The 12,281-nt window shown below is 61.9% G+C and carries 10 protein-coding genes and 1 pseudogene; 5 read left to right on the plus strand and 6 right to left on the minus strand.

Features of this window, described 5'->3' with window-relative positions; translation table 11 throughout:
- Positions 1–315: 315 nt before the first annotated feature.
- Positions 316–1,380 carry an ornithine cyclodeaminase gene (locus tag OKW37_RS02400; protein ID WP_429401030.1) on the plus strand — a complete coding sequence of 355 codons (1,065 nt, stop codon included), beginning with the start codon at positions 316–318 and terminating at the stop codon, positions 1,378–1,380.
- A 36-nt stretch (positions 1,381–1,416) separates the two neighbouring features.
- On the opposite strand, the gene OKW37_RS02405 is transcribed toward OKW37_RS02400, so the two are convergent.
- The 6 genes from OKW37_RS02405 to OKW37_RS02430 form a co-directional block, all read right to left on the minus strand.
- Positions 1,417–1,836, minus strand: a complete 420-nt coding sequence (locus OKW37_RS02405) for an Lrp/AsnC family transcriptional regulator (RefSeq protein ID WP_429401032.1) — start codon at positions 1,834–1,836, stop codon at positions 1,417–1,419.
- A gap of 61 nt (positions 1,837–1,897) precedes the next feature.
- Complete coding sequence (locus OKW37_RS02410) at positions 1,898–3,070, minus strand: M20 aminoacylase family protein (protein WP_429401034.1); 1,173 nt, start codon at positions 3,068–3,070, stop codon at positions 1,898–1,900.
- 94 nt (positions 3,071–3,164) lie between these two features.
- Positions 3,165–4,592, minus strand: a complete 1,428-nt coding sequence (locus OKW37_RS02415) for an amidase family protein (RefSeq protein WP_429401036.1) — start codon at positions 4,590–4,592, stop codon at positions 3,165–3,167.
- Positions 4,593–4,679: 87 nt separating this feature from the next.
- Positions 4,680–5,759 carry a porin gene (locus OKW37_RS02420; RefSeq protein WP_429401038.1) on the minus strand — a complete coding sequence of 360 codons (1,080 nt, stop codon included), beginning with the start codon at positions 5,757–5,759 and terminating at the stop codon, positions 4,680–4,682.
- A 131-nt stretch (positions 5,760–5,890) separates the two neighbouring features.
- Positions 5,891–7,219 (minus strand): MFS transporter, encoded by a 1,329-nt coding sequence (locus OKW37_RS02425; protein ID WP_429401040.1) that lies wholly within the window; start codon positions 7,217–7,219, stop codon positions 5,891–5,893.
- Positions 7,220–7,354: 135 nt separating this feature from the next.
- Positions 7,355–8,548, minus strand: a complete 1,194-nt coding sequence (locus OKW37_RS02430) for a LysR family transcriptional regulator (RefSeq protein ID WP_429401042.1) — start codon at positions 8,546–8,548, stop codon at positions 7,355–7,357.
- Positions 8,549–8,622: 74 nt separating this feature from the next.
- On the opposite strand from OKW37_RS02430, the gene OKW37_RS02435 reads away from it, so the two are divergent.
- From OKW37_RS02435 to OKW37_RS02450, 4 genes and pseudogenes are all read left to right on the plus strand, one after another.
- Positions 8,623–8,910 carry a group II intron maturase-specific domain-containing protein gene (locus tag OKW37_RS02435; RefSeq protein ID WP_260335268.1) on the plus strand — a complete coding sequence of 96 codons (288 nt, stop codon included), beginning with the start codon at positions 8,623–8,625 and terminating at the stop codon, positions 8,908–8,910.
- Positions 8,911–9,301: 391 nt separating this feature from the next.
- Positions 9,302–10,021 (plus strand): FadR/GntR family transcriptional regulator, encoded by a 720-nt coding sequence (locus OKW37_RS02440; protein WP_090812118.1) that lies wholly within the window; start codon positions 9,302–9,304, stop codon positions 10,019–10,021.
- Positions 10,022–10,112: 91 nt separating this feature from the next.
- Entirely contained in the window at positions 10,113–10,880 is a 768-nt protein-coding gene (locus OKW37_RS02445; protein WP_090812119.1) for an SDR family oxidoreductase, read from the plus strand.
- 98 nt (positions 10,881–10,978) lie between these two features.
- Positions 10,979–12,269, plus strand: a pseudogene (locus tag OKW37_RS02450) (MFS transporter).
- Positions 12,270–12,281 lie beyond the last annotated feature (12 nt).

Consider the following 12,281-nt stretch of genomic DNA (forward strand, 5'->3'; position numbering starts at 1 on the left):
TAAATCGAATGTCTCCAACCGGCCATGAGCCGTCATTCGAACAGATTCGTCCAAAGGCAGCTTTGCGCCCGGCAAGAGACGCCCGACAGTGAGTATTCGGAGCTGTCTTAAGGTGGTCGATTCACTTCGTGTCGAGCAGGAAATCACTTTCCGGCGGCCACGAGCTCTTAGAAAGCAAAGCGGGACGAATCACTTTGTCAATCAAGCTTGTCAGTTCGGCAAAAACCCGCAAGAAAATCAGCATTTCATTCGCTATCGACTGACGCGCGAGTTTGGGAAACTCTTCTCATTGTTCAGCCAGTCAGGAGATAACCCATGCAGTCCCGCCTTCCCCGTACAGTCTATCTGAGCGCCTGCGACGTGATTCGCGTGGTGCAGCGCGTCGGTCTGTCGCGTTGCATCGCAGGAGTGACCGAGCGCATCGAGCGCGACTTTTCGCGCTGGCCCGAGTTCGACAAGAGTGCGCGCGTCGCCTGCCATTCAAATGACGGCGTGATCGAACTGATGCCGATTGCGGACTCGATGGAATTCGCCTTCAAGTACGTGAACGGACACCCGAAGAATACGCGTCAAGGCCTACCCACTGTGATGGCTTTCGGCGTACTGGCCGACGTCGATACAGGCGCGCCTCGTCTGCTGTCCGAACTGACGTTGACGACGGCGATTCGCACGGCCGCGACGTCGGCCCTCGCAGCGCGCACGCTTGCGCGTCCCGAATGCCGTGTCATGGCACTGATCGGTAACGGCGCGCAGAGCGAGTTTCAGGCAATTGCTTTCCGTGACCTCGTCGGCATTCACACGTTGCGTGTCTATGATGTCGATCCGGACGCGACGGCCAAGCTCGTCGCCAATCTGATCGACCAGCGTCTGGACGTGATCGTTTGCAATAGCGCGGCCGAAGCGGCGCAAGGCGCAGACATCGTCACCACCGCCACGGCCGACAAGACCAACGCGACGATCCTGACGCCGGACATGATCGCGCCTGGCATGCACATCAACGCGGTGGGCGGCGATTGCCCTGGCAAAACGGAATTGCATGCCGGTATTCTTGCTCGCGCCGATGTCTTCGTCGAGTACGAACCGCAAACACGGATCGAAGGTGATATCCAGCAGATGGCACCGGACTTTCCGGTGACGGAGCTGTGGCGGGTCCTGTCGGGTGCGGCGGCTGGCCGCAAGCGCGACACGGATGTCACCGTGTTCGATTCGGTCGGCTTCGCGCTGGAGGATCTGTCCGCGTTGACCTTTATCCGCGATATGGCGGCGCAACTTGGCATTGGCAATACCGTCGAGCTGATCCCGCAAACGCCCGACCCGAAGAATCTGTTCGCCGTGCTCGACCTGCAATCCACCGACCGCGAAGTCGCCGCGCTTGCCTGACGCATGATGACAGCGGTCGCGACGATGCGGCCGCTGCTAGCGATAGCTCTTCAACAAGATGCTCGTTTCAGTATGCCGGATGCCTTTGATGAGACGCACCCGTTCGAGCACTTTTGACAGTTCCGCCGGCGAACTCGCCCGCAGTTCGGCCCACAGATCCCAGCGGCCATTCGTGTCGTGCAACGCGACGGCTCCGGGTTCGCCGAGCAGGCTCGCAATTACTTCGCGGGTCTGATTGCCTTCCACCTGGACGCCCATCCATGCGCGGATTTCGTCAGGTTCAGCTTCGGGGCGCAGCTTCACCGTATAGCCGACGATCATCTGAGCATCTTCGAGGCGGCGCAGCCGGTGCGTGATTGTGCCGCGTGCGACTCCCAGCCTTGCCGCGAGCGTCGCGACGTTTGTGCGCGCGTCCGCGCGCAGCAGGGCGATCAGTTTCTGGTCGATATCATCCATAGCTTTACAGAGCGCGCGGGCGCAAGCATGACCCACACTCGCGCATCCTTTCCTCCGGTACTCAGTTGTTCAGAAAGCGCTCGGTAAGCAGCGCCCAATAGGCACCGCCAACGACGATGTTGTCGTCGTTGAAGTCGTAGCCGGGATTGTGGACCATGCAGCTGCCTTCACCCGCGCCGTTGCCGATCAGCAGATAACTGCCCGGGCAATGTTCGAGCATGACCGCGAAGTCCTCGCTGCCCGTCAATGCCGAGCCTTGCGGCGTGACGTGCTCAGCGCCGAGGAGTTCGATACCGACATTTCGCGCGAACGTGGTTTCGTCGGCCGAATTGACGAGCACCGGATAGTCGCGCTTGTAGCGCACCTCGGCGAGCACGCCGAAGCTTTCGGCTTGCGCGCCGACCAGAGTGCGTATGCGCGCCTCCAGCAGATCACGGACGTCGCGATCGAGCGCCCGCACGCTGAGTTCGAGTTGCGCACTGTCAGGGATCACATTGTTTGCCTTGCCTGCGGTCAGTGAACCCACCGTGACAACCGCCGTCTGCTGCGGATCAATGTTGCGCGATACGATGGTCTGCAACGCCATCACGATGCTCGCGGCGGCGACGACCGGATCCGATGCGCGATGCGGCATCGCGCCGTGTCCGCCGCGGCCGGTGAGAATGATCGTGACGTCGTCGCTCGACGCCATCGTCGCGCCCTCGCGAAACACCAGGTGGCCTTGCGAAACGCCCGGCATGTTGTGCATCGCGAACACGGCGTCGCAGGGAAAACGTTCGAACAGACCTTCGTCGATCATAATTCTGGCGCCGCCGGGATGCTCCTCGGCGGGCTGAAAAATCAAATGCAGCGTGCCAGAGAATTTGCCTTCATTCGCAAGGTAGTGCGCGGCAGCCATCAGCATCGCCGTGTGGCCGTCGTGACCACATGCGTGCATCACACCGTCGTGCAAGCTTCGCCACGGCACGCCGGTGGTTTCGTGAATCGGCAGCGCGTCGAGATCGGCCCGCAGACCGAGGCGCTTGAGCCCGTCGCCGCGTTTGAGCGTCGCGACGAGGCCCGTCTGAGCGATCCCGCGCGTGACGTGATAACCATACTCGTCAAGTTGTCTGGCGATCAGATCGGACGTGCGAGTCTCGCAGAGACCCAACTCGGGATGGCGATGCAGGTCGCGACGCAACGCGACGAAGTGTGAGGCTTGCTCGCGCAGCGCCTCGATAAGCGGATGAGTCATGAGAACAGATCGTGTCGGGTCGGAGAACAAGGCCGCAGCGCCGCCAGAGCGTCCGCAGCCCGCTGGACGCCCCGACGCACGCAGCCCAAAAAAATCAGAAAGCGGAAGGCATCCGCGCGCGCTGCTCAATTGCCTCGCCAGCGGCGAGACACAGGTCTTCGCGGAACGCACCCGCGACGAGCTGCACGCCGACGGGCACGCCATCGTGCACGCCGGTCGGCACGCTCAGACCGGGGAAGTTCAGTGCTGCTACTAGCTTGAGCGGCAATTGCGCATCGAGAATGCGCGACATGGTGTCGTCGCCTTCCTGGTCGAGTCCCCAGCGGAATGGCATGTCGAGCGATGTCGGCATCAGGACGAGCGGGTACTGCTCGAAGAATGCATTCCACTTGCGGCGCAGCCGGTCACGGCGTGCGAGACCTTGCACATAGGCTTCGAGTGAAACCTCGGTGCCGAAGCGCGCGAGCATGCCGCGCAGCGCGTGACGCGCGCCGTCGTCGCCATAGATTTCGACGGCCTCCGCGAAGCCCGTCGAAATCTCCGTCATCGCAATCGTCATCCAGATGTCGAAGCCTTCGCGCAACTCTGGCGCCGCGACCCGTTCGACCAGATAGCCAGCGCCGGTCAGCCAGCGCGCTGACTGCTGTAACGCTTCGTACACTTGCGGGTCGATCGGCAAACCGTCGATTTCGTCGACGAGCGCAATCTTGACAGGACCTTCGATAGCCGGACCGACAAGCGGTGCGGGAACCCAGTTCGGATCGCGGCCATCCGCGGCGGACATTGCCGCGAGACTCACGCGCAAGTCCTTCACTGACCTTGCAATCGGACCTTGTACAGCGAAGCTCTGCGCCGCGAACGTGCGTAGATCGCCGGAGCTCGGCGTGAACGACGGAATGCGGCCGGCGGTCGGACGTAGACCGGCAACGCCGCATGCGTAGGCCGGATAGCGCACCGAGCCGGCTAGGTCGTTGCCGTGCGCGACGGGGCACATGCCGGCGGCTACTGCTGCCGATGCGCCGCCCGACGATCCCCCTGGCGTGATGTCGTCGTGCCATGGGTTGAGCGTGCGGCCGTGTAGAGCATTCTCGGTGAACCAGCGCATCGAGAATGCCGGCGTGTTGGTGCGCCCAACGATCACGGCGCCGGCTTTCAACAGATTCGCGACGACTGGGCTGTCTTTCTGGGCGATCAGATCGCGTTTGGCGGCGACGCCGTGCGTGGTCGGTTCGCCCGTTACATCGACGTTGCATTTCACCGTGACGGGCACGCCATGCAGCACGCCAAGCGGTACACCGGCGGCGCGTTGGGCGTCGGCTTCATCGGCAGCGCGCAACGCAGAATCGCGATTGATATGGGTCATCGCATTGATGCGGGGGTTTTCGGCGTCGATGCGCGCGAGACAACTCGTCACCGCCTCGCGGCTCGAGATCGTGCCGCGCGCGATCGCTTGCGCGAGCTGCCACGCTTCCCAGCGCCAGAGGTCAGTCGGCAGCGTGGTTTCTGCGATCCAGGATTGCATGTTTCCCATCTTGAAGTTCCTCAAAAAAGCGCATGCCCGACATCTCATGACGTCGGGCATGCCGGCAAAGAGCGCGTCAGCGGCGCGTTAAAACAGATGACGGATGCCCACGCGCGACACGAACTGCCGGTCGGTGGAAGACGGTGCGGTCAGTGCGATCGATGCGACCGTACCTTGGCCGCTGGCCTTCTGGGCGTCGAGATCGATGTACACGTCAGTGCGTTTGGAGAGCAGATAGTCGATGCCTGCTGTCGCCGTGTACCAGCGCGACGACTCGAAGCGGTCGAATGACACCTTGCCGGCCAGTACCAGGTCGGGTCGTACATGCCAGTCACCGCCCACATGCAATACCTGATCGGTCGCGGTTCGGCCGGCAAGTTTCAGATGGGTATTCGTGTAGAGTGCCGCGCCGCTCCACGCGCCATACACGTAGGTCGCGCCGAAACCCAGAACGCGCTGGTTGTCGACGATGAGCGTCGTGGTCGGTGTGACCGCGCGGCCAAGCACGGTCGCCGCGCCGGTCAGTCCTGCAAAAACGGGCGCCTGGTTGATGTCGGTCAGTACGGCGCCGGCGGAAAACCCACCGTACGCGTACTGCAGGTTTGCGCTGATCGCACGGCCGAGATTGGTCGACAGCGTGCCCGAGTTCTGGCCGAACGCGTACATCACGCCGCCCTTAAAGCCACCGAACGTCGCACTTGAGAATTGCGCGGTGTTGTTCAGGCGTTCACCGGACACGCGGTCGAGGTCCGCGCTCTGCACGCCGAACAGCCCGCAGTTCAGGCATGGCAGGTAGTGTTCCAGCAGGACCGTGTAGTCGTACTGGCGACCCATCGTCATCTCGCCGATCGCCTTGTCGCCCAGGCCGACGTAGGCCTGCTTGCCGAACACCAGTCCGCCTTGACCGAGCGCGCCCGTGTTGGCCGAGAAGCCATTCTCCAGCTTGAAGAACGCCCGCATGCCGCCGCCCAGGTCTTCCGAGCCGCTAAACCCGAGCGAGTTCGACTTGTTGATGCCGTCCTGCATTTTCACGAGCGAGTGGCCGCCGTAGTTGTTCACGTAAGTCAGACCGTTGTCGATGCTGCCGAACAACGTTGCTGACGATTGAGCCCAGACGGTCGAGCACATGAGGGGGATTGCAAACGTGGCTGCGATAAGGCGTTTCAAGGATGGTCTCCAATGTGGTTGATGCGACCCAGCAGAATCGTCGGCATGAAGCCGTCCCGGTCGGCCGGCTATGAGCCGGCAACCTTCAGTGCGAAACAGGGGAAATAAAATGCGGGTGGGGGGCTTGCCCTTCAGGCGTGCTGACTGGATTGCTGGGCGAGCGGTTCGCGCTGCGTCATCACCAGCACGCCGACGGTCCCCAGCACGACACTCGCGGCGATATACCACGCGGGAGCCAGCCGGTCGCCTGTCACTTTCGTGAGCCAGGTGTTGATCAATGGGGCGAGGCCGCCGAAGCACATCGCGCCGAGGTTGTAGACGATGGCCATGCCGGTCGAGCGAATCTGCACGGGGAAGGCTTCGGCGAGCGCAGCAGCGGAAGGTCCCCAGAAAAAGCTCATGAGGAACGCCGACACCAGTTCGAAACGGATCAATGCACTGGCATCCGGTGCGTTCATCAGGGAGGCGAGCAACGGATAGGCGAGCACCCCGTACAGCAGCATCGCAGGCACCATCACTCGGCGGCGGCCATAACGGTCAGCCAGATAGCCGGTCAGCGGGCACATCACGAGCAGCACGAGTGCGCCGGCAAGCATGCCGAGTTGACCGGTGCTCGCGTCGAGTCCTAGCTGACCGCTGGCGAACAGCGGAATATAGATCAGACCGACATACGAGGACGTCGTGCACACCGCGACAATCCCCAAGGTCGCCAGCAGTTGACGCGGGTAGCGCCGGAGGATACCCGCGAGCGATAGACGGTCAGCCGGCGTCCGGCGCTTCTGCTTGAGGAAGGCCTCGAATTCAGGTGATTCGTCGACCTGCGAGCGGATGTAGTACCCAATCGGACCGATCAGCGAGCCAAACAGGAACGGCAGCCGCCAGCCCCATCCGTGCAGCGAGGCGGGCGTCAGGTTGTGCAGCAGCAGATACGCGACGGCACCGCCGAGCGCGAACGAGAGCGCCTGAGAACAGGCCTGGAAGCTGCCGATCAGATTGCGCCGGCCTTGCGGCGAGTATTCGAGCAGCATGGCGGTCGCGCTGGCAAACTCACCACCAGCCGAGAAACCCTGCAGCATGCGCGCGAACACGATCAACACGGACGCTGCGATGCCGATCGTGGCGTAGGTCGGCGTGAGGCCGATCAGCAGCGTGCCCGCCGACATCATCAGGATGATCGCGGAGAGGGCTGCCTTGCGGCCCGCGCGGTCCGCATACATGCCGAGCAGCACGCCGCCGAACGGACGGACCACGAACGCAATGCCGAAGGATGCAAATGCAACCATCAACACTGCCGGACCGCTTTGCGATGGGAACATCAGCCGCGAGATGATGATGGAGAAACTGCTGAAAATGCCGAAGTCGAACCATTCGAGTCCGTTACCAATGACTGACGATACGATCGCGCGGCGCCGAGCGCCCGCTGCGATGGTCAGTCCGGGAGATTTCTCTTGCGTTGCCATTGGCGCCTCGTGACGGGAAAATCAAAAGTTGGTTCACGCGGGAACCAGTGTCACGATCGTAGAGTGACCGGGAGGTCGCTCATAGCCAACGAAACAATTTGGTGTAATGTTTTGCTTTACACGGTTGTGACCCGCTCAGTCCGGCTCAATGAACTCGACCGACGTCATCATCCGGCGAGTAGCCGGTTCGGTGCTGTCACGGCAGGCTTTGGCGGCCTCGAGAAAGCACTCGATCATCAATTGGGCGGTGGCGCTCGGCGTGTCACCGCGTCGCATGACGAGGCTGGTGGTCATCTCGGGCAATTCGTCCTGAATCGGCAGCGCGGCCATGCGCGCGCGCATCAGCGGCGATTCGACCAGCGGCCACGGGCAGACGGTCAGCATGTCGCTGCCTTCAATCATCGCAATCGAAACCAGGGTGGAGCGCGCGTAGTGCACCTGGTCTGGCTTCAGCGCGAGCCCGTGACGGGCTAGCATGCTGCTGTGGCGCTGCTCGTGCATGTCTTCGCGCATGGTCATCACCCAGCTTTGGTCGGCGAGGTCTCGCAGCGACGTGCAACTGACGAGCGGATGACCAACGCGTCCGACGATCGCCAAACCGCAGGAAAACAGGTCACGTGAAATGAAGTTGGCGCTCTGAGCTCTGGGCGGCGCGAGGCCGAGCGAAAAATCAAGCGTGCCGTCACGCAGACCGGCATGCGAGGCGCCGATAGCTTCTGTGAAGTCGAGGCGCACGTCGGCGCGCAGGCGTTGAAAATCGGCGAGCGCGCGCGGCAGGATGGTCTGGGTGATCCATGGCGTGACGCCGACCGTCACTGCACCACCTTTCAGGCCACGAATCTGCTCGATTTCTTCTTCCGCGCGATCGATCTGCGCAAGGATCAGTCGCGCATGAGCCAGCAGTCGGCGACCAGCGTAGGTCAGCGCTACGCCTTGTGGCTGCCGCATGAAGAGGGCTGCACCTGTGTGACGCTCCAATTCGCGTAGCGCGAGGCTGACGGCTGTAGCGGACAAGCCGAGTTGTTCGGCGGCTGCACGCATGCTGCCTTTTTCCGCAATGTAAGCGAAGCACCGCAAATGCTGAATCTTCATCGGACGGCTTTGCCTGGCAACGGTATTGTGATCAGCATGATAGCGGGAACCCACGGCATGTGCCCCGAGCACAAGCAGCGGCGGCGATTGGCAATGCCACATGCGGCAACGAATGACGGTCGCTTCCCGGTTGGATAGCGGTCGGTTGTCAATTTGGTTCAGGTGACGGTTATGGGTCGACTTCGGCCGACCGCGTCGGGTCGGCTGTGGCCTTTGGTGGATGGTCGCGTAGCCCACGTCGGCGCAGTCCTATCGCCGACCGCCACCGCAGTTCAATCGGCATGCGTCCGTCGAAGAAGAGTATCCGGCGTATGCTAGAAAAGATTCATGCAATGACCGCTCTTAAGACGGTATGGCAAGAAACCACGGAACTGGTGGGCAGGTTGAACCGCTCGTTACGAGGCTGGGCGAACTACTTCAACGTAGGAACGGACAGACGCGCGTATCGCGCGCTCGACAGCCACACCGCTGCGCGGTTGCGTCTGCGTCGGTGGTTACGCAACAAGTACAAGGTTCGACGTCGCAGGGGCGGGACTTATCCATCCCAGCACCGCTACGGGCACTTCGCTCTCGTGCGTCTGACTGGTCCCTGGTTGTGAACCTGCCGCCAGACGAAAGAGGCGGCAACAGACAAATCGAACCTACCGCTACCGCGCCACGTCTCGATACCGACATGCGACGGATGGCTCGGCCAAACGCAAACAGATTGCGGCGCTAACCTTACTCGTCACACAAGCCCAAGGCCGTTAAGCGCCCTCCTACTAACAACAATCGGGATTGAAACTGGCATCGGGCGCGCCCGGGGAACCGCGGCTGCTTGCTTTCGACGGGCACGCGGGACATGCACGCGGAAACCCACTCAGCGATAGTTAATCGCCCACGCGAAAGGGCTGCTAATCCCATTGGTCAGATACAGGGAGATCCCTGGTTGAACCCGGTCGGTCATTTGCCTAGTATTTTAACATCATACGTATGATGTAGAGGCAAAACATGGAAACGCTTCATCGGCAGGTCCTGAACCAGATGGGCGAACAGATCTGTTCAGGCAAGTTCGCGCCGGGCGACATCCTTCCGGCTGAGCCCGTGCTCGCCGAGCAAATGCAGGTCAGTCGCATCACGATTCGCGAGACGATGAAGTCGCTGTCGGCGAAAGGCATGCTCCAGGTGCGCCGCCGTTACGGCACGATCGTGCTGCCGCGTTCGCAATGGCAACTGTTCGACCCGGACGTGATCACGTGGCGCGCGCGGGCGGGGGCGGTTGACGCCGGCCTGATCCAGGACCTGATGGAGTTGCGCCTCATCATCGAACCGAACGCAGCCAAACTCGCCGCCCGGCGCGCGACCGAAGAAGACCGCGTTGCCGTGCGTCGCGCTTTCAAGGCGATGGAACGCGCAGTCGCTGGCCATGGCGAATATGTTCCCGCCGATCTCGCCTTTCACGGCGCAATCCTGAGCGCCTGCCATAACCAGTTTGTCCAGCAGATGCAAAACGCGCTGTCGGCGATTCTGCGGACGAGCTTTGAACTCAGCTCCGAAATCGCCGGTGGTCCGGCGCGTTCGCTGCCGATGCATGAAGCTCTTTGCGTGGCGATCGAAAGGGGCGATGAAGCGGCCGCGGAGGCCGCGGTACTGACGCTGATCGAGCGCGCGGAGAAGGACTTCGAAGACCGCGACAAGCTCAGGCAAACCGCCAACGACCGGCCCGTCTGACGCTTCCTGTTTTCACCATCATCGCGACGCAAGCCCTGTCGCGAGGGGCGCCATTACGCCTCGTTTTTGAACACTGGGAAAGGAACAACGCATGAATCAGCTATTCAATTTGAGCGGGCGCACGGCGCTCGTCACGGGTTCGGCCCGCGGCATCGGCTTTGCGCTTGCCGAGGGACTCGCAACCGCAGGCGCGCGCGTGATCCTTAACGGCACACGCGCCGATACGGTCGCCGACGCGGTCAGCCGGCTGGATGCGAAGGGCTTCAGCGCGCAAGGCCGAGCCTTCGACGTGACGGACGAACAGGCCGTAGCCGATGCGTTCGCCCAATGGGACAAAGACGGCGTGAAGATCGACATCGTCATCAATAACGCCGGCATCCAGTTTCGCAAGCCGCTCGTCGAGCTCGAACTGTCGGACTGGCAGCGCGTGATCGACACCAACCTGACCAGTGCCTTCATCGTATCGAAGCAGGCGGCACAACGGATGATCGCGCGCGGCACGGGCGGCAAGATCGTCAACATCGGCTCGCTCACCAGTGAGGCCGCTCGCGCGACGGTGGGCGCATACACCGCGGCGAAGGGCGGCATCAAGATGCTGACCCGCGCGATGAGCGCCGAGTGGGCCGCATCGAACATCCAGGCGAACGCGATCGGTCCCGGCTACATCCTGACCGATATGAATCAGGCCCTCGTCGAGAACGCCGCCTTCGATGCCTGGGTCAAGAACAGCAACCCGTCGCAACGCTGGGGCAGACCGGAAGAACTCGTCGGCACGGCGGTGTTTCTTGCGTCGCCCGCATCGAGCTACGTCAACGGCCAGATCATCTATGTCGACGGAGGCTGGCTGGCCGTGCTTTGAAAGCAACTCACGAGGGGTCTATCACAACTAGAAGAACGGCACGATCCCCGCTCATCACACAGTGTGTGCCGTCTTTCGCGGCACCGATCGGAGACATCATGGAAAGCGTCAAACCCGTAGCAACCCAGAGATGGTGGTATCTGATGCCTATCATCTTCATCACTTACAGCCTCGCCTATCTCGATCGTGCGAACTACGGTTTCGCCGCGGCCACCGGAATCGACAAGGACCTCGGCATCACGCACGGCATGTCGTCGCTGATCGGCTCACTGTTTTTTCTCGGCTACTGTCTGTTTCAGGTGCCCGGCGCGATCTACGCGCAGCGCAACAGCGTCAAGAAACTGATTTTCTTCAGCCTGATCCTGTGGGGCCTCTGTGCCGCAGCGACGGGCATGGTCAGCAACATTCCAATGCTGATGGTGCTGCGTTTTGTGCTCGGCGTCGTGGAGGCCGCAGTGATGCCGTCGATGCTGATGTATATCAGCCGGTGGTTCACGCGAACAGAACGTTCGCGCGCCAACACGTTCCTGATTCTCGGCAACCCTGTGACGGTGCTGTGGATGTCGGTGGTGTCCGGCTATCTGGTGCACAGCTTCGGCTGGCGCGAGATGTTCGTGATTGAAGGCATACCTGCGCTGGCGTGGGCCGTCGTGTGGTGGTTCACGGTCAAGGACAAGCCGGCTGACGCGCCCTGGATGAGCGAAGCAGAAAAGACCGAACTGCAGGCGCGCCTGAAGGCCGAACAGGCCGACATTGCGCCGGTGCGCGACTACAAGACCGCATTCCGCTCATCGATCGTGCTGAAATGCTGTGCGATCCACGCGCTGTGGAGCGTGGGTGTGTACGGTTTCATCATGTGGCTGCCGTCGATTCTCAAGACGGCTTCGACGATCGATATCGTGTCGGTCGGCTGGCTTGCCGCCGTTCCGTATCTCGCTGCGATCATCCTGATGCTGCTCGCATCATGGCTGTCCGACAAGACCCGCAACCGCAAGCTGTTCGTCTGGCCCCCGCTGCTGATCGGGACGATTGCATTCGTGGGTTCGTACATGATCGGCAGCTCGCACTTCTGGACCTCGTTTGCGTTGCTGGTCGTGGCAGGTGCAACGATGTATGCACCGTATGGACCCTTCTTCGCGCTCGTTCCCGAACTCATCCCGAGCAACGTGCTGGGCGGCGCGATCGGACTACATCAACTCATGCGGCGCGATGGGCGCGTTTCTCGGCTCCTGGATCGTCGGCTATCTGAACGGTGCGACGGGTAGCCCGGCGGCGTCGTACATGTTCATGGCGGGCGCGCTGCTCTGCTCTGTGATTCTGATGATCACCGTGCCTGAGCACTCCGGTCAGCGCTCGAAGCAGGAAGGGCGCCTCGCAGTGAGCCGCTGATAAACCGCCACG

The organism is Paraburkholderia sp. MM5482-R2 (assembly GCF_050436125.1).
GTDB classification, from domain to species: domain Bacteria; phylum Pseudomonadota; class Gammaproteobacteria; order Burkholderiales; family Burkholderiaceae; genus Paraburkholderia; species Paraburkholderia tuberum.

Coding starts and splice junctions, on each gene's coding strand:
- OKW37_RS02400 (WP_429401030.1), top strand. CDS start 316: ATGCAGTCCCGCCTTCCCCGTACAGTCTATCTGAGCGCCTGCGACGTG.
- OKW37_RS02405 (WP_429401032.1), bottom strand. CDS start 1,836: ATGGATGATATCGACCAGAAACTGATCGCCCTGCTGCGCGCGGACGCG.
- OKW37_RS02410 (WP_429401034.1), bottom strand. CDS start 3,070: ATGACTCATCCGCTTATCGAGGCGCTGCGCGAGCAAGCCTCACACTTC.
- OKW37_RS02415 (WP_429401036.1), bottom strand. CDS start 4,592: ATGCAATCCTGGATCGCAGAAACCACGCTGCCGACTGACCTCTGGCGC.
- OKW37_RS02425 (WP_429401040.1), bottom strand. CDS start 7,219: ATGGCAACGCAAGAGAAATCTCCCGGACTGACCATCGCAGCGGGCGCT.
- OKW37_RS02435 (WP_260335268.1), top strand. CDS start 8,623: ATGCTAGAAAAGATTCATGCAATGACCGCTCTTAAGACGGTATGGCAA.
- OKW37_RS02440 (WP_090812118.1), top strand. CDS start 9,302: ATGGAAACGCTTCATCGGCAGGTCCTGAACCAGATGGGCGAACAGATC.
- OKW37_RS02445 (WP_090812119.1), top strand. CDS start 10,113: ATGAATCAGCTATTCAATTTGAGCGGGCGCACGGCGCTCGTCACGGGT.